Origin of the sequence: Fictibacillus sp. 26RED30 (assembly GCF_015903845.1) — a bacterium.
GTDB lineage: Bacteria > Bacillota > Bacilli > Bacillales > Fictibacillaceae > Fictibacillus > Fictibacillus phosphorivorans.
Genome location: NZ_JACZDV010000001.1, coordinates 1,871,748 through 1,888,980 on the forward strand (window position 1 = coordinate 1,871,748; position 17,233 = coordinate 1,888,980).

The 17,233-nt window shown below is 41.3% G+C and carries 13 protein-coding genes; 1 reads left to right on the forward strand and 12 read right to left on the reverse strand.

The window, feature by feature from the left end:
* Nucleotides 1-5 precede the first annotated feature (5 nt).
* Nucleotides 6-263 (reverse strand): extracellular matrix/biofilm regulator RemA, encoded by a 258-nt coding sequence (gene remA, locus IHV11_RS09545; protein ID WP_066240628.1) that lies wholly within the window; start codon nucleotides 261-263, stop codon nucleotides 6-8.
* A gap of 346 nt (nucleotides 264-609) precedes the next feature.
* A complete protein-coding gene (locus IHV11_RS09550; protein ID WP_197194468.1) occupies nucleotides 610-3,282 on the reverse strand; it encodes a calcium-translocating P-type ATPase, SERCA-type in 2,673 nt (890 codons plus the stop codon).
* Between the two features lie 97 nt (nucleotides 3,283-3,379).
* Here IHV11_RS09550 and IHV11_RS09555 point away from each other — a divergent pair, with 97 nt between their 5' ends.
* Complete coding sequence (locus IHV11_RS09555) at nucleotides 3,380-5,089, forward strand: Rqc2 family fibronectin-binding protein (protein WP_197194469.1); 1,710 nt, start codon at nucleotides 3,380-3,382, stop codon at nucleotides 5,087-5,089.
* A gap of 335 nt (nucleotides 5,090-5,424) precedes the next feature.
* On the opposite strand, the gene IHV11_RS09560 is transcribed toward IHV11_RS09555, so the two are convergent.
* The 10 genes from IHV11_RS09560 to IHV11_RS09605 form a co-directional block, all read right to left on the reverse strand.
* Nucleotides 5,425-6,084, reverse strand: a complete 660-nt coding sequence (locus tag IHV11_RS09560) for a class I SAM-dependent methyltransferase (RefSeq protein WP_231620309.1) — start codon at nucleotides 6,082-6,084, stop codon at nucleotides 5,425-5,427.
* A gap of 30 nt (nucleotides 6,085-6,114) precedes the next feature.
* Nucleotides 6,115-6,753, reverse strand: coding sequence for an orotate phosphoribosyltransferase (gene pyrE / locus IHV11_RS09565; RefSeq protein ID WP_197194471.1), 639 nt, complete (start codon nucleotides 6,751-6,753; stop codon nucleotides 6,115-6,117).
* On the reverse strand, nucleotides 6,722-7,456 hold the full coding sequence (gene pyrF / locus IHV11_RS09570) for an orotidine-5'-phosphate decarboxylase (protein WP_197194472.1): 735 nt from the start codon (nucleotides 7,454-7,456) through the stop codon (nucleotides 6,722-6,724). Before pyrF ends, pyrE begins: the two co-directional genes overlap by 32 nt.
* On the reverse strand, nucleotides 7,429-8,367 hold the full coding sequence (locus IHV11_RS09575; protein ID WP_197194473.1) for a dihydroorotate dehydrogenase: 939 nt from the start codon (nucleotides 8,365-8,367) through the stop codon (nucleotides 7,429-7,431). The genes pyrF and IHV11_RS09575 overlap by 28 nt, the downstream gene beginning before the upstream one ends.
* Nucleotides 8,364-9,134: a dihydroorotate dehydrogenase electron transfer subunit gene (locus IHV11_RS09580; RefSeq protein WP_197194474.1), complete on the reverse strand. Its 771-nt coding sequence runs from the start codon at nucleotides 9,132-9,134 to the stop codon at nucleotides 8,364-8,366. Before IHV11_RS09580 ends, IHV11_RS09575 begins: the two co-directional genes overlap by 4 nt.
* The gene (gene carB, locus IHV11_RS09585; protein ID WP_197194475.1) at nucleotides 9,131-12,337 is read right to left on the reverse strand and encodes a carbamoyl-phosphate synthase large subunit; all 3,207 of its coding nucleotides are present in this window, start codon (nucleotides 12,335-12,337) and stop codon (nucleotides 9,131-9,133) included. Before carB ends, IHV11_RS09580 begins: the two co-directional genes overlap by 4 nt.
* A complete protein-coding gene (locus IHV11_RS09590; protein ID WP_197191190.1) occupies nucleotides 12,330-13,427 on the reverse strand; it encodes a carbamoyl phosphate synthase small subunit in 1,098 nt (365 codons plus the stop codon). The genes carB and IHV11_RS09590 overlap by 8 nt, the downstream gene beginning before the upstream one ends.
* Nucleotides 13,424-14,716: a dihydroorotase gene (locus IHV11_RS09595; protein WP_197194476.1), complete on the reverse strand. Its 1,293-nt coding sequence runs from the start codon at nucleotides 14,714-14,716 to the stop codon at nucleotides 13,424-13,426. Before IHV11_RS09595 ends, IHV11_RS09590 begins: the two co-directional genes overlap by 4 nt.
* Nucleotides 14,691-15,611: an aspartate carbamoyltransferase catalytic subunit gene (locus IHV11_RS09600; protein WP_197194477.1), complete on the reverse strand. Its 921-nt coding sequence runs from the start codon at nucleotides 15,609-15,611 to the stop codon at nucleotides 14,691-14,693. Before IHV11_RS09600 ends, IHV11_RS09595 begins: the two co-directional genes overlap by 26 nt.
* Nucleotides 15,612-15,738: 127 nt before the next feature.
* Complete coding sequence (locus tag IHV11_RS09605; RefSeq protein ID WP_197127666.1) at nucleotides 15,739-17,058, reverse strand: solute carrier family 23 protein; 1,320 nt, start codon at nucleotides 17,056-17,058, stop codon at nucleotides 15,739-15,741.
* Nucleotides 17,059-17,233 lie beyond the last annotated feature (175 nt).

Here is a 17,233-nt window from a genome sequence, read left to right on the forward strand (position 1 = left end):
ACAACCTAACTTTCTTCTGAGCCCTCATCAACCGACATCAGTCTGTGAGCTACTGTTTCAGGCTGAACAGCTGACAAGATAACATGATCACTGTCAGTCACAACAACCGCTCGCGTTCTGCGGCCATATGTAGCATCAATCAGCATGTTTTTCTCTCGTGCTACCGTGATTAATCGTTTTATCGGTGCAGATTCAGGACTGACTACCGCAATAATTCGGTGAGCAGCAACAATATTTCCGTACCCAATATTAATTAATTTCATCTCTAAACGCCCCTAACCTGCTACTATTCTAGCCAAATGGAATAACGGGTCATACGCTAATTGTACGATATTGTGAAAAACTGTACACATGTTCTTATATTTTAGCACATAAATCCTGAAATCTAAACTAATTTCCCTATTTTTAAGGAAATAGCGAAAAAAAGTTGCTAGCGAGATCTTCGACCATGTTCAGCTTTGAATTTTGGGCAGAGTTTTAGAATTGCTCATAAAAGTCTAGAACGCTCGTCAAGCGTGTTTCACAGTCGCTGGACGAACGCAGAAACCTCTTGTCTTGCTAAAATAATAGAAGCTGGTACCCAAACATACGGGAACCAGCTTTATTTGTTTATCTTGCCTCTTTTTTAAATAACTGAAAGCCTGCTAGAGCAAATGTTGGAATAGAAGCCATGCCAAGAACGAGCAGCCATTGTCTTATAGAGAGCGGCACCGTATGGAAAATATCTTGCAATGGTTCTACGTACATGACCACTAGCAATAATAAAATAGATGAAATAACTGCAAGGACTAGGTAGCCGTTCTGAAACGGATTTCTATGGAAAACAGAACGCTCACTTCTGCAATCAAACACGTGGATCAACTGTGCCATAACAAGTGTTGCAAAAGCTACGGATTGCGCGACGATCAGTTGATCTGGATTTTCTTTTAAGGTAACCCAGAAAGCAAGTATTGTCGCCCCACCGATCAAGAATCCCCTTGAAACGATCTTCCATCCTAGCCCTCTGGAGAACACTCCTTCTTTCGCTTGCCTTGGTTTTCTTCTCATAACATCTTCTTCTGCCTGGTCAACACCTAATGCCATTGCAGGCAAACCATCTGTCACTAAGTTCACCCAAAGAATCTGAATCGGAACTAATGGAAGGGGTAAACCCATGATCATCGCAAAAAGCATAACCAAGATCTCACCTACATTGGATGCTAGAAGATAACGAATAAACTTTCTAATATTTTCATAGATGTTTCTTCCTTCTTCAATCGCTGAACGAATCGTAGCAAAGTTGTCATCACCAAGCACAAGAGAGGAAGCTTCCTTCGCAACGTCTGTTCCTGTTATCCCCATCGCAATACCAATATTTGCTGACTTAATGGCTGGCGCGTCATTTACTCCGTCACCTGTCATCGCAACAACATGGCCTCTTCGCTGAAGAGACTTTACGATTTTCAACTTGTGCTCTGGAGAAACTCGCGCGTATACGTACACATCTTCTGATACTTCGTCCAATTCATCGTCACTTAATTGAGCGAGCTCAGCACCTTCCATCACTCTTCCACCGTTAGGTAACATGTTTAGTTTTTTTGCGATACTTGCTGCTGTCACAACATGGTCTCCCGTAATCATGACGGTTTTGATACCAGCAGTCTGACAATCTCTGATACTTTCTTCAACTTCAGGACGAGGAGGATCCATCATTCCCTGTAATCCAATAAACGTTAGACTTCTTTCTGCAAAAGAAGCTTGTGAGTAGTGCTCTCCTTCTTTTAAAGGACGAATCGCAACCGCAATGGTCCGCAGTGCTTGACTGCCGAGTGCATAGATGGCTTCTTTTATTCTTTCTTTATGTGCTTGTTTGATCAATTGTTTTTTATCATCCCACACAATATAATCACTTTTCTCGAGTAATACGTCTGGTGCCCCTTTTACTACTAGCATGTGATTTCCTTCAGTATCGCGTACAACAACACTCATCATTTTACGGGTAGAGTCGAAAGGAAACTCATGCTGAATCGTAAATTGTTCCCTTAATGATTCTTTCGTGATTCCCGCTTTGTAAGCACTGACTAATAACGCCGTTTCTGTTGGATCACCAACTTCTAACAAAGTGCCCTTCTTGCCTTCTTCTATCGTGGCATTGTTACAAAGTGCCGCATATGCCAAAACTTCTGTGAGCTTATCTTCTCTCTTATTGTTTTCTTGAATCCCGCCGCCTACGATTTCAAAACCCTCTTCATTAACACTCCACTGTCTGCCTTGAGACCAAACTCGTGTAACCGTCATCTTATTTTGAGTAAGTGTTCCCGTTTTATCAGAACAGATGACCGTTGCACAGCCTAATGTTTCAACAGACGGTAACTTTCTTACGATCGCTCGTTTTCGAATCATTTTTTGAACACCTAGCGCGAGTGCAATCGTAACGATCGCTGGAAGTCCTTCTGGAATGGCCGCAACAGCTAAAGACACACCTGCTAAAATCATGCTGTAGAGGTCATGTCCTTGCATAACACCTGCTAAAACTACTAAAACAGTTAAAAGCAACGCAAGGGCGATCAAAATTTTTCCAAGCTGTTCAAGTTTCATCTGAAGAGGCGTTGCAATGTTTTCAGCAGTTTGAATGAGATGTGCGATCTTGCCCATCTCGGTTTTCATGCCTGTCCCTACGACGATACCTTGTCCGGTTCCTCTTGTGACCATTGTGCCCATGAACGCCATGTTCTCCTGATCACCAAGGTTTAGATCTTCAGCAGAAATCAGGTTGTTATGTTTTTGGGCAGGAACAGATTCTCCTGTGAGTGCTGATTCCTCGATCTGCAATCCTGATGTTTTTAAAAGTCTAATATCTGCTCCAACTCGATCGCCGCTTTTAACTTTTATAACATCACCCGTTACGACGTCTTTCGCAGCAATAGAAACCCACTTGCCTTCTCTTAAAACCTGGGCACTGGGAGCAGATAATTCTTTTAGTGACGCTAAGGATTTCTCTGCTTTTCTCTCTTGGATAAACCCAAGAACTCCGTTCATCACTACGATTAAAATGATTGCGATCGCGTCTAGATATTCTCCTAAGAAACCGGATAACAAAGTAGCCGCTAAGAGGACAAGGACCATAAAGTCTTTAAATTGTGCAAGGAACATTAAAATGGCAGACTGCTTCTTTCCTTCTTCAAGTTGGTTCGGTCCATCTAACTTCAACCTTCGTTCTTGCTCGCTTTTTGAGAGCCCACTCTCCATCCTGCTGTTAAGAATGGATTCAATTTCGTCTTGCGGCAGCTGGTACCAATTCATAGCTTCCACCTCTGATAAGATTAGTTAATAGCATTTATATGCAGGCATGTCCGCAAAAATGCTATACTATGAATCAGAAATAAGAGGTGAACATAACATGAGCTTTGATGGAATAATGACACGTGCCATAACAACTGAACTACAAAACACACTTACTTCAGGACGTATATCTAAGGTTTATCAGCCACATAAAACAGATCTTGTTTTTACAATCCGTGCAAATGGAAAAAATCATAAACTGTTATTATCTGCAAATCCTTCTTTCGCAAGAGTACATCTCACTGAACATACGTATGAGAATCCAGATACTCCTCCAATGTTCTGTATGCTTCTCAGAAAGCATTTAGAAGGCGCTTTTATCGAAAAAATAGAACAGCTTGATCTTGAGAGAATTATAACGATTACCGTGAAGAATAGAGATGAAATCGGTGACGAAACGACCAAAGTACTTTATATCGAAATCATGGGAAGACACAGCAACATTATTTTAGTCGACGAAAAATCAAAGAAGATCGTTGACAGCATTAAGCACATTCCTAGCTTTCAGAATCGCCATCGTACTATCCTTCCAGGTTTTGAGTACATCATGCCTCCAGCACAAGAAAAAACAGATCCATTTACAGTAACCAATGCAGATGAATTTGTTTCTAAGATTTCTTGGAACGAAGGTAAATTGGATAAACAACTTGTAACCAGATTCAGCGGGTTCTCTCCCTTGATCGCAAAAGAAATCGTGCATAGATCCGGACTATCGGTTAAAAACGAAGTTGCGGACGCCTTTTTTAGTGTGATGAAGCAGTTATCAAATCAAGAATACGAACCTCAAATGATCACAAACGATAAGAAAGAGTATTTTTCAGTTCTGCCACTACATCATGTTTCAGGGGAAAGTCGATCCTTTGACACGGTTAGCCAGATGCTCGATCGTTATTTTTACGGAAAAGCCGATCGTGACCGCATCAAACAACAAGCAAACGATCTTGAAAAATATCTTTCGAACGAATACGAAAAGATTAAGAAAAAAATAGGAAAACTAGAAAAAGAACTTCAACAAACGCATAATGCCGAGGAGTATCAACGAAAAGGCGAGCTTCTCACCGCTTATATGTATTTGGCGAAAAAGGGAGATAAAGAAGTTGAGGTAGAGGATTACTTCACTGAAGATCAGCCACTGGTGAAAATTACACTCGATCCTCTTAAGTCACCTGCAGATAACGCCCAAAGCTACTTTAAAAAATATGGGAAACTAAAAAAGTCGGTTTCTATTATTAAAGATCAGATAGAGAAAGCTAAAAATGAATTGCTGTATTTTGAGCGTCTGATCGTTCAGATGGATTCAGCATCCATGAAGGATGTTGAAGAAATCAGAGAAGAACTCGGTGAAGGCGGTTATTTAAAACATAGACAAAGTAAGAACAAGAAAAAACAAAACAAGACGCCACAGCCTGAAAAATTCACATCTACGGACGGAACAGAAATTTTAGTCGGTAAGAACAATAAACAGAACGACTATCTAACCTTTAAGTTATCGAGAGCAAATGAGACATGGCTTCATACGAAGGATATTCCAGGTTCTCATGTTTTGATCCGCTCGTCTAGTCCAAGTGAAACAGCTATTAAAGAAGCAGCTGTTTTAGCAGGATTTTTCAGCAAAGCAAAAAATTCGAGTTCGGTTCCTGTTGACTTTACGTTAGTAAAACATGTGAAGAAGCCTAATGGGGCAAAGCCTGGATTTGTTATTTATGACAATCAGCAGACGCTTTTCGTTACGCCGGATGAAGATCTGGTTTTCCGTTTAAAAAAGTAGCCTTTTTTGGAAAGACCGTATGCAATGATGTTTTTGAATGTGTTGATTTCCACTTCAGGTTGCTCGCTTTCCGGGGGGGCGTGCGGTGAGCCTCTTAGCTCTATGCGCTATTAAGAGTCTCACCTGTCCCGCTAATCCCCCAGGAGTCTCGCACCTTACGCTCCAATCAAGTATTCAGTGAAGTATTTTAATACATTTGAAGTCTAAAAACAGGATGTTATTTAAACCGTGCTTTTTAAATACTCTAAAACTCTTTTGCATCTATCAGAAGTAGATTATGACCATAAAAACACGTTTCAGAAAGCACCAATTAAAAAACGCAGAGCAGCTTAATTTTAGCTGTTCTGCGTTTTTTTTGCTTTGCTGATAATCGCAAGGCCACCTAATACTTCTTGATGTTGCACATCTGTAAAATGAAGCTTGTGTAGTAATTCTGTCATTTCATCTGTTGAATAGCGATGTCTTCTCGTACTCACATTAGACCATTTTAAGAGTGCTGTTCGTTCGAACCCAGAGATACCGTTTTCCTTTGCGAAAGAAGCAGCGTTTTCTTGACTCATTTTTCCACTCGGATTCAGCATGACGATTTGACCATCATCTTTTAGAACGCGATGAACCTCACTGATTCCTTTAGCTGGATCGGGCAATAAAAACATTACACAAGTGGATAATGCTAGATCAAACGAATGATCTGAAAACGGAAGATTCTCTGCATCAGCAACAATAAACTCACTTTTACCACTTAATTCATGATAAAAGAACTGCTGAATACTAGCCTTGACCATCTCTGAAGACAAATCAACGCCAACAAGCCTATTCGCTTCCTCTGCTCCACGCAACAGCAATCTTCCCGTTCCGCACCCCACATCTAGAACGTCTTTTTCACTCCATGACCCTGTTACTTCTTTTAAATGATCATGAACTTTCTTAAGCCATGTCGTCCTTGCCATACTATCAAAAAAGGAAACAAGCTCATCAAATTCTTCACCATTCATTTTTCTCAAAATGTTAATCTCCTTAAGAAACTATTTGGAAAAAGAGGCAGCTCCCCAGTGTTCTGGGTCTTGTTGCCATTCTTTTAATAAAGAAAGCCCTTGTTCATTTATCTTTCCGCTTTCTTGTGCTTCCTCTATTAATGTACTAAAGTTTGTTACGGTTTGAAAAGAAATACCCAACTCACCGAGTTCTACATCTGCCTTTTGCAAACCATAACTAAAAATGGCTACAACACCAAGCACTTCAATCCCTGCTTCTCGAAGAGCTAGTACGGATTGAATAGAGCTTTTTCCGGTTGAGATCAAGTCTTCAACAACTACTGCCTTCTTACTTTTATTCGTTAATCCTTCGATCTGATTCGTTTTTCCATGAGCTTTCGCACTTGATCTTACGTAACACATCGGTAATTCCATCTGATCAGCTACGAACGCTGCATGAGGAATACCTGCTGTTGCTGTTCCGGCGATAAGATCAGCTTCCGGGTAATGCTTCTCTATTAACGCTGAAAGCTCTAAAGCTACTTGTTTACGAATCTCAGGATATGCAATAATCAACCGGTTATCACAATAAATGGGAGACTTCATCCCAGAGGACCACGTGTATGGATTTTCTGGTGACAGAGTTACGGCTTCAATGTTAAGCAAATGTTGGGAAGTTGTTGTTTTCATGACTATCTCTCCATTCATTTAATATTTCATAATAAGTTGTAACGGGTGTTTCTGATTGAGTGATACTTCTGCCGATCACCATATAATCTGAGCCTTTTAACGCAGCTTCTCTGGGTGTCGCAACTCGAGCTTGGTCATGTGTATCAGAGCCACTCGGACGAATGCCTGGAGTAACAGCCAAAAAGTTCTTTCCACAAACATCCTTGATCTTCATAGCTTCTTGCACGGAGCAAACGACACCATCTAATCCTGCCTTTTTAGCAAGTTCTGCATAATGAGTTACACACTCTTTCATATCGACATTCTTGATTAAGAGCTCTTCATTTAATACTTTTTCTGTTGTACTTGTAAGCTGTGTAACGGCAATTAATTTTGTATGATGAGCACCAGCTGCTAGTAGACCTTCTTTAGCAGCTCTCATCATATGAGTTCCACCTGCTGCATGAACATTCACCATGTCAATATTGAGTCCACCGAGGACCTTCATGGCTTTATGAACAGTTGTTGGTATGTCATGTAGTTTTAAATCCAAGAAGATGCGAAAGTTTTTTTCTTTTAACCATTTAATAAAAGGAGGTCCTTCCGCATAAAAAAGCTCCATACCTACCTTTACATAAGGAGATTGTCCTTCAAAACTTGTTAAAAAGGATTTGGCTTGATCGGCATTCTTAAAATCTAACGCGATGATAACGGGGTTCTCCATTGCTTTGTACTCCTTCCTGTCATCTCACTAATATTTTCAACACCAATCTCATCTAGCAGCTTTGGAAGTTGCTCTATGATCTCAGGACAAACGTATGGATTCACAAAGTTTGCTGTACCGACTGCAACAGCAGATGCACCAGCAGACATCATCTCGAGAACATCTTCAGCTGTGCTTACTCCGCCCATACCGATAATAGGAAGCGATATCTTCTGGCTTACTTCATAGATCATCCGGATAGCTACAGGTTTTATTGCGGGTCCTGAAAGCCCACCCGTCTTATTTGCCAATATCGGATTACCGGTTCTCCAATCTAATTTCATTCCAACTAGTGTATTGATCATCGAAAGACCATCAGCGCCCGCTTCTTCGACTGCTTGTGCCATCTCTACGATGTTTGAGACATTGGGCGAGAGCTTCACATATACTGGCTTTTTTGATACGGCTTTCACTTTTCTTGTCAGATCTGCCGCAGATTTGTAGTGAGTACCAAACTGGATCCCGCCTTCTTTCACGTTCGGACAAGATATATTTAGCTCTACAGCAGACACTTGAGGCGAGGATGAGATCTGCCTTGTCACTTCGATATACTCTTCTTCAGTAGATCCTGCAATATTAGCTAGTATCGGTATGTTATAAGGCTCCAAAGCCGGAACTTCATTTTCTAAAATTTTCATTACACCTGGGTTTTGAAGGCCGATAGCGTTTAACATTCCGCTTTCTGTTTCAGCTACTCGAGGGGTAGGATTGCCGAAACGTCCCTCTAGAGTAGCTGCTTTAATCGTAATACCTCCAAGTACACTTAAGTCATACCACTTGGCATATTCTTTTCCGAATCCAAAACAGCCTGATGCAGGAAGAATAGGGTTTTTCATATTTAATCCTGGCAATGAAACATGCAGCCTACTCATAATACAACCTCCCCCATCTTAAATACCGGTCCATCACTGCAGATCTTTACATATCCTGATTCTCTCGTTTTAGTTGGACATACACAGGCAAAACAAGCGCCAATCCCACAGCCCATTCGTTCTTCTAATGAAAGATATCCCCGAAGACCAACCGCTCTCTCTTCTACTGCTTTTAGCATGATCGCAGGTCCAACAGAATAGATGACAGGTTCATTTTCAACAACGTTCATCATCGCGTCTGTCACAAAGCCTTTTATTCCAAGAGATCCATCAACAGTAGTCACGATGGTTTCTCCGATCTCTTTGAACTTTTCGATGTAAAAGCTGTCTTCAATCGATTGATAACCTAGAATAAATGTTACTTCTATTCCTTTTTTCTTAAGATGCTTACCAAGGTAGTATAGAGGTGGTACACCAATTCCTCCCCCGATGAGCAGTGCATGTTTGTTTTTATCCATTTCAGCAAGTTCAAATCCGTTACCAAGCGGACCTAATACATCTACAACTTCACCTTCATGTTTGTGACTGAGCTGTTTCGTACCTTCACCTTGTGCTCTGTACAAAAGTGTTACTTCTTTTCTCTCTAAATCTACATCGCAGATCGAAAGTGGGCGGCGCAATAGTTTTGAAGATTGATTTCCTACAGAGACATGGAGAAACTGACCAGGTGTAGTCATGCTGCCTACACCAGGGCCAGTCAATTTCATCTCAAATATATTTCTTGCGATCTCTATATTTGATGTAATGTTCAACAAGTGCTTCTTCATACGAGCACCTTGTCTTTTTTTGTGAATGCTGAAAGTGCATGTGCTGAGAACGAGATGGACTCAAGTACTTCTAATAGAGCGACTGAAGTATCTAAGTTTGTCAAACATACGACTCCGTTCTCTGCGCATTCTCTTCGAATGCGGAATCCATCTCTCGCAGGTATCTTCCCTTTTGTTAACGTGTTAACGACAAACTGTGCTTCGTCTTTACGAATAACATCTAGAAGATTTCTCCCTTCTGATCCGATCTTGCCAACGACATTGACTGGGATTCCTTCTTGTTCAATAATGCTCGCTGTTCCTTCCGTTGCCATGATCGTGTAACCGATCTCGTAAAATCTCTTTACCATCTCAAGTGCTTCTTCTTTGTCTTTATCTGCTACTGTAAAGAGTACAGTTCCGTGCGTTGGAATTTTCATACCCGATGCGATCAAGCCTTTGTATAGTGCTTTTTGAAGATTCTTATCTCTTCCCATTACTTCTCCAGTTGATTTCATCTCAGGCCCTAAATACGTATCCACACGACGCAGTTTTGCGAACGAGAACACAGGAACCTTAACCGAGACTTCATCTGTTTCCTTCTGATAACCTGTTTCATAGCCTTGACTAACTAGATTCTCACCTAGTATGACTTTTGTAGCGACGTTAGCCATCGGTACACCTGTTATCTTACTTAAAAATGGCACTGTACGGCTTGAGCGTGGATTCACTTCAAGTACATACACTTCATTCTTATGCCAAACGAACTGGATGTTCAAAAGTCCGATGATCTTTAAACCTTTTGCGATTGAAATCGTTCTGTCAATGATCTTCTGCTTGATCTCTTCAGGCAAAGTTTGCGGAGGATAGACTGCGATAGAATCTCCAGAGTGAACACCTGCACGCTCTATATGCTCCATCATCCCTGGGATGAAAACATCTTTCCCGTCTGAGATCGCGTCTACTTCGATCTCTTTTCCTTCAAGATATCGATCGACTAATACTGGATGTTCAGGATTTACTCTAGCAGCGTTCTCCATATACTGAAGAAGCTCACTTTCTTGGTACACGATCTCCATTGCTCTTCCGCCAAGCACGTATGAAGGACGAACGAGTACAGGATATCCGATTGAGTTAGCGATAGCCACGGCATCCTTAACAGAAAACGCCGTTTTTCCAGCTGGCTGCGGAATTTCAAGCTGTTTCATCACTTGTTCAAAGCGCTCTCTGTCCTCAGCTAGGTCCATGCTATCTAGGGATGTCCCGAGGATCTTAATCCCCCTTCTCTCAAGCTCTTCTGAGAGATTTATCGCTGTTTGTCCACCGAATTGAACGATAACGCCTTCAGGCTTTTCATGATCGATCACATGCATTACATCTTCTACTGTTAACGGTTCGAAATAAAGTTTATCTGACATGCTAAAGTCGGTAGAAACCGTTTCTGGATTGTTATTGATGATGATCGCTTCATAGCCTGCTTCTTGAATCGCCCACACCGTATGCACGGTCGCATAATCAAACTCAATGCCTTGTCCAATTCTGATCGGACCAGATCCAAGAACGACCACACTCTTTTTGTCTGTAATGATTGATTCATCTTCTTCTGCGTAAGTTCCATAGTAATAAGGTGTAGCGGATTCAAACTCTGCTGCACACGTGTCAACCATTTTGAAGACTGGCTTGATTCTCTCGTTCAATCTGAACTGATAAAGTTCATACTCGTCCATTTCCCAAGCTTCTGCAATCCAGCGATCGCTAAATCCTTTTTCTTTTGCTTTCTTTAAGATGACTTCATCTTTCTTACGCTCTTTTACTCGTTTCTCTAAAAGGATGATTCCATGGAGCTTTTCTAAGAAGAAATAATCAATCTTTGTCCATTCATGTATCTGTTCTACTGTAATTCCCATTCTTAATGCTTCAGCGATGTAGAACAACCTTTCATCATCAGCTCTCAAGATTTTTTCTTGTACTTCAGATTCAGTTAGGTTTTTCTCTTTTACATCAAGGTGGAAAGCTGAAATTTCAAGAGATCGTACCGCCTTTAAAAGAGACTCTTCAAAGTTGCGTCCGATCGCCATAACCTCTCCGGTCGCTTTCATCTGTGTTCCAAGCTTACGGTTCGCTCCTTCAAACTTATCAAACGGCCATCTCGGAATCTTCGAAACGATATAATCAAGTGCCGGCTCAAAACATGCATACGTGGTTCCCGTCACTGGATTTTTTATTTCATCTAGCGTGTATCCTACTGCAATCTTTGCTGCTAATTTGGCGATCGGATATCCTGTCGCTTTAGAAGCTAAAGCAGATGAGCGGCTTACACGCGGATTTACTTCGATCACATAATATTGAGAGCTGTCAGGATCTAGAGCAAGCTGTACATTACAGCCTCCTTCGATTTTTAGTGCTCTTATAATTCTTAAAGATGCGTTTCGTAACAATTGATAGTCTCTGTCAGTAAGTGTTTGGCTAGGTGCTACTACGATTGAGTCACCGGTATGAATTCCTACCGGGTCGATATTTTCCATGTTACACACAACGATTGCCGTGTCATTCTTATCACGCATCACTTCATATTCAACTTCCTTGAATCCTGCGATACTCTTTTCGATCAATACTTGACCTACAGGACTCGCATGCAACCCAGATGGCGTAATCTCTAAGAATTCTTCTTCATTTGTTACGATTCCGCCTCCCGTTCCACCAAGTGTAAACGCTGGGCGAATGATTACCGGAAAACCGTTCTCAGTAACGAATGCTCTAGCTTCTTCCATATTATGAACGATTGCACTCTCAGGAACTGGCTCGTTCAACTCTCTCATAAGTTCTCTGAACAAATCTCGGTCTTCCGCTTGCTGAATGGAAGGAAGTTTTGTTCCTAACAGTTCCACGTTGTATTCCTCGAGGACACCTGAGTTGAAAAGTTCAACGGCGAGATTCAAACCCGTCTGGCCACCTAACGTAGCAAGCAGTCCATCAGGACGTTCTTGACGTATGATGCGTGATACAAATTCAAGAGTTAATGGTTCGATGTAAACTTTATCCGCCATATTAGGGTCAGTCATGATTGTTGCAGGATTTGAGTTTACTAAAACAACTTCATATCCTTCTTCTTTTAAAGCTTGGCAAGCTTGTGTACCAGCGTAATCAAATTCTGCAGCTTGTCCAATCACGATTGGTCCTGAACCAATCACTAAAATTTTTCGGATGTCATGTCGTTTAGGCATATTGCATCAAACCTTCTTTCTTAGTTGTTTTAATCATGTTCATGAAATCATCAAAGATTGGATTCGAATCTTGTGGTCCTGGTGATGCTTCTGGATGATACTGAATAGAAAACGCTGGCTTCACTTTATGTTTTAACCCTTCAACTGTTCCATCGTTTACTGCTATATGTGTTAGAACGAGCTCTGAGTTCTGTAGAGACGCTTCAGTTACTGCATAACCATGGTTTTGTGAAGTGAGCGCAATTTTACCAGTCTCAAGATCTTTTACCGGATGGTTAGAACCTCGGTGTCCGAACTTTAGCTTTTCGGTATCAGCACCTGTTGCCAGAGCTAATAGCTGATGCCCTAAACAGATTCCTAAGATTGGAATATTATGATTTAAAAGCTCTTGAATCATTGTTATTCCTGAGTGCACATCTTTTGGATCTCCAGGTCCGTTGCTCAAAAGTACACCATCAGGCTGAAGACGGATAATATCAGCTGCAGACGTGTTATGTGGAACAACGATCACATCACATAATCGTCTAGAAAGCTCCCTTAACATTCCGCTTTTCACTCCAAAATCTACGACCACTACTCGATAACCGCTGTTCGGTAAGTGATATGGTGTTTTTGTTGATACTTTTGTCACTTGATTGGTAATTCGTTCTTCTGCATTCAAGTTCTTTATTACTTCTTCAGCATTTTCAATTGAGTTTGTCATTCTGCCTTTTAGCGTTCCGTGTTGTCTAATTTTTCTTGTGAGTTTGCGTGTATCAATTCCATATAAACCTGGAATATCTTTTGCTGTCAGCCAGCTGCTTAAAGACTGCATGCCTTCATGATGATTGGGAAACTCAGCATGTTCATTCACAATGATCCCGCTCGTTGCAGGACGGATCGATTCATAATCTGACCGGTTGATTCCGTAGTTCCCCACAAGTGGATACGTAAAGCAGATAATTTGATCACAGTATGAAGGATCAGTCATTACTTCTTGATATCCTGTCATACTTGTTGTGAATACTACCTCACCACTTGATTCACGTTGTGAACCAAAAGCCAATCCGGTAAAAATCGTTCCATCCTCTAATATTAAGTAGCGTTTCATACTAAGCTCTCCTCTCGTTGATAAACAAGTTTCCCACTAAAAATGGTTGCAACCGGCCACCCTTTACAGCTCCAACCGTCAAACGGTGTGTTTTTCCCTTTAGATACAAAATCCTTAGCATTGATTGTTTCTTCTTTTTCTAGATCGATGATTGTAAGATCTGCAAGTGAACCTTCTTCTAGTCTGCCATATGGCAGATTAAAGCTTTCAGAAGGCTTTTTCGTCATCTTGTCTACAAGTTCTTGCAGTGTGAAACAGTTCTTTTTCACAACAAGCTCTGTATAAAGAAGAGGAAAAGCTGTTTCCAAGCCTACGATTCCAAAAGGTGCAAGTTCAACATTCTGTGCTTTCTCTTCTTCACTATGTGGAGCATGGTCTGTTGCGATAAAGTCGAGCGTGCCATCTTTAAGTCCCTCTATTAATGCCTCTCGATCAGCCTCACTTCTTAAAGGTGGGTTCATCTTATAGTGTGTATCGTTTGCCTTAATGTCTTTATCGCTTAAAATCAAATGATGAGGCGTGACTTCTGCAGTAACTTTAATTCCTGATCGTTTCGCATCTCTAATGACTCGAACTGATTCTTTCGTACTCACGTGACAAACGTGATATCTAGCATCTGCCGCTTCAGCGAGTAATACATCACGTGCGATGTGCACAGATTCACTAACGGACGGAATTCCAGGCAGACTTTCTTTTTTCGTAAACTCACCTTCGTGGAAAGCGCCTCCTTTAGGAAGAAGCGTATTGTCTTCACAATGTGCTACGATAACAGCACCATGGCGTTTTGCCTCCTTCATCGCGCTAAGCATCATTCCAGCTGACTGCACTCCTACACCATCATCCGTAAAAGCGAATGCGCCACCCGCGAGAAGAGTTTCAAAGTCTGTAAGTTCACTCCCGATCTGTCTCGTTGTGATCGATGCGTAAGGAAGTACTCTGCAGCTTGCCGTTTCTTTAATCTTACTCTGTACAAGCTCTAATGTTTCTCTGCTATCTGGTACGGGTCGCGTGTTTGGCATCGCAGCAAGAGTTGTATATCCACCTTTCACTGCAGCTTTCGTACCTGTTGCAATAGTCTCTTTATGTTCTCCACCAGGCTCTCTTAAGTGAACATGTAGATCTACAAATCCTGGTGTTATTAATTTTCCTTCTACATCAAGTATTTCATGATCCTCAATCGCTATATCTTTTTCTACCTTTTGAATTCTGTTTTTAACAATTAAGATATCTCTGTGGATAAGATTGTTGTTTCCGTCAAGGATCTTAGCGTTTTTTAATAAGTAGCTCATCGTTAATAGCCTCCTGATTCGTATTCAATGCCCATCTCAATACCGCCATTCGAATAAAAACACCATTCTGTACTTGCTTAAATATTCTTGAGCGTTCACACTCAACAAGTTCATCTGCGATTTCAACGCCTCGATTTACAGGAGCTGGGTGCATGATAATGCTGTGTGCTTTCATCCTTTTTTCTCTTTCAACCGTTAAACCATATTGCTGATGATAATCTTCTTTCGCGAGATTCATGGAAGCGCTATGTCTTTCGTGTTGAATTCTGAGCATCATAAGTGCATCAGCTAGTTCGACTGCCTCATCAATTGAGATGAAGTCTTCTTTCCATTCGTCTACAAACCATTCTTCAGGTCCTGAAAATAATACTCTAGCTCCCATCTTCCGCAAGACTTCAGCGTTTGACCGAGCCACACGGCTATGTAGGATGTCACCTACGATGACAACTGTTAATCCCTGCAGTACAATAAATTCTTGTTGTATCGTTACTAGATCTAACAAAGATTGAGTCGGATGATTGCCACAGCCATCACCAGCATTGATGATCGGAACATTTATTTTTTCAGCTAAGCCGTCGAAATAGCGATCTTCAGGATACCTGATAACAAATGCTTCCACGCCTATTTCCTCTAGCGTTCGTAACGTATCGTAAAGCGTCTCTCCTTTTTGCACGGAGGAGCCGTTCACTTCCACGTTTAAAGGTTTCATGCCAAGTCTGTGTTCTGCAGCTTCAAAGCTGAACCTTGTTCTTGTACTTGGCTCAAAGAATAAATTCGCGATCAACTTTTGTTCGAAGTTCTCATCTTGCTTTCCGCTTTTAAACGCTTCTGCTTTTCTCATTATGAATTGAATGTCTTCAATCGATAACTCATTCATTGTTAGTAAATGGTTCATCCTAATCTCTCCTTTTGACATAAAAATAGCACCCTGAAGTTTTTCAGGGTGCTCTTAACAGAAGAAGAAAATGGTTCCTCTCTTGTCGTCACCCTTTTAAGTCTCTCGTACTTAGTTAAAAGGCGTTTTATGCAGCTGTGTCGTTATCGTTTGTTTTGAACATTTTGTTAATCAGATCTTTGTCATTCTCTCGTCCAGGGAGCACTTGGTTTAAAACGATACCGATAAGAGTTGCTAATGCCATCCCGGCAATTTCAAAGTTTGCATTAATCTTTAATGCTGCTCCACCAATACCTGTTACTAAAATAACGGATGAGATGATCAAGTTTCTTTTGTTTCCAAAATCGATATTGTTGTCTACTAACATTCGTAAACCTGATGAAGCGATGATTCCGAATAATAGGATGGAAACTCCTCCCATAACAGCAGTTGGGATCGTACTGATCAGTGCTGTTACTTTTCCAGAGAATCCGAACAGAATCGCTGTTACTGCTGCTCCTCCGATCACGAAGACCGAGTATACGCGAGTGATCGCTAACACCCCTATATTCTCACCATACGTTGTTACGGGAGGTCCTCCGATTAAGGATCCGATGATAACCCCCATACCATCGCCTAAGATCGAGCGATGAAGTCCTGGCTTTTCAATAAAGTTTCGTCCGACTACTTTTGAAAGCACGAGCTGATGTCCGATATGTTCTGCGATCGTTACCGCGGCAACCGGCATCATGATCATTGCGATGCTCCAAGTAAAGTCAGGTGTATAGTTTACAAAAGGTACGAAGAAATCCGGTGCCTGTATCCATTTTGCTTCTGCTACTTTCGTAAAATCTACGATTCCTCTGAAGTATGCAAAGGTAAAGCCAGCAATGATTCCAATCAGAATCGGGATGATTCCTAAAATTCCTCTAAAAAATATCGAGCAAACGATTGTTACCGCGAGAGTAAATAAAGCTACCGTAAAGTGCATCAAGCTATATTTTTCTGTTGCCGGATCGTTCATCGCCATACCTACTGCTACGTTTGCTAATCCTAAACCGATCACGATGATAACCGGACCGACTACTACAGGTGGTAACACTCTCATCAGCCACTTAAAACCGAACCCTTTGATCAAAAGAGCTACCACTCCGTAAACCAAACCCGCTAAAAAGCTTCCTAGCATGGCTGCTTCTGGGCCACCAAAAGCTTTTACCGTTAAAATCGGTGTGATAAAAGCAAAACTCGATCCGAGATAAGCAGGAATTTGTCCTCTTGTTACTAAGAGATAAGCTAACGTTGCAAGTCCACTTGATACGAGGGCTACACCTGGATGAAGACCTACTAAGAATGGTACTAGCACTGTTGCGCCGAACATCGCGAACAAGTGCTGCAGGCTTAACGTTAACCACTGAACGGGTGATGGTTTATCATGTACATCTAAAATCGCTTTTGTCTGGTTTTCCATAACTATTGACCTCCTGTTTCGTAACACTTATTTTTGCAAAGGTGTATGAGTTACACTTGCAATAAAAAAACCTCTTCTGCATTTTGCAAAAGAGGCCGCGGAGGCACAAGTGTACACGAGTCGTGTCACTTAATTGATACCTCCCTTGCCAGCCTCTCTGGACTGAATTTAAAGG

Coding starts and splice junctions, on each gene's coding strand:
- remA (WP_066240628.1), bottom strand. CDS start 263: ATGAAATTAATTAATATTGGGTACGGAAATATTGTTGCTGCTCACCGA.
- IHV11_RS09550 (WP_197194468.1), bottom strand. CDS start 3,282: ATGAATTGGTACCAGCTGCCGCAAGACGAAATTGAATCCATTCTTAAC.
- IHV11_RS09555 (WP_197194469.1), top strand. CDS start 3,380: ATGAGCTTTGATGGAATAATGACACGTGCCATAACAACTGAACTACAA.
- IHV11_RS09560 (WP_231620309.1), bottom strand. CDS start 6,084: ATGAATGGTGAAGAATTTGATGAGCTTGTTTCCTTTTTTGATAGTATG.
- pyrE (WP_197194471.1), bottom strand. CDS start 6,753: ATGAAAACAACAACTTCCCAACATTTGCTTAACATTGAAGCCGTAACT.
- pyrF (WP_197194472.1), bottom strand. CDS start 7,456: ATGGAGAACCCCGTTATCATCGCGTTAGATTTTAAGAATGCCGATCAA.
- IHV11_RS09575 (WP_197194473.1), bottom strand. CDS start 8,367: ATGAGTAGGCTGCATGTTTCATTGCCAGGATTAAATATGAAAAACCCT.
- IHV11_RS09580 (WP_197194474.1), bottom strand. CDS start 9,134: ATGAAGAAGCACTTGTTGAACATTACATCAAATATAGAGATCGCAAGA.
- carB (WP_197194475.1), bottom strand. CDS start 12,337: ATGCCTAAACGACATGACATCCGAAAAATTTTAGTGATTGGTTCAGGA.
- IHV11_RS09590 (WP_197191190.1), bottom strand. CDS start 13,427: ATGAAACGCTACTTAATATTAGAGGATGGAACGATTTTTACCGGATTG.
- IHV11_RS09595 (WP_197194476.1), bottom strand. CDS start 14,716: ATGAGCTACTTATTAAAAAACGCTAAGATCCTTGACGGAAACAACAAT.
- IHV11_RS09600 (WP_197194477.1), bottom strand. CDS start 15,611: ATGAACCATTTACTAACAATGAATGAGTTATCGATTGAAGACATTCAA.
- IHV11_RS09605 (WP_197127666.1), bottom strand. CDS start 17,058: ATGGAAAACCAGACAAAAGCGATTTTAGATGTACATGATAAACCATCA.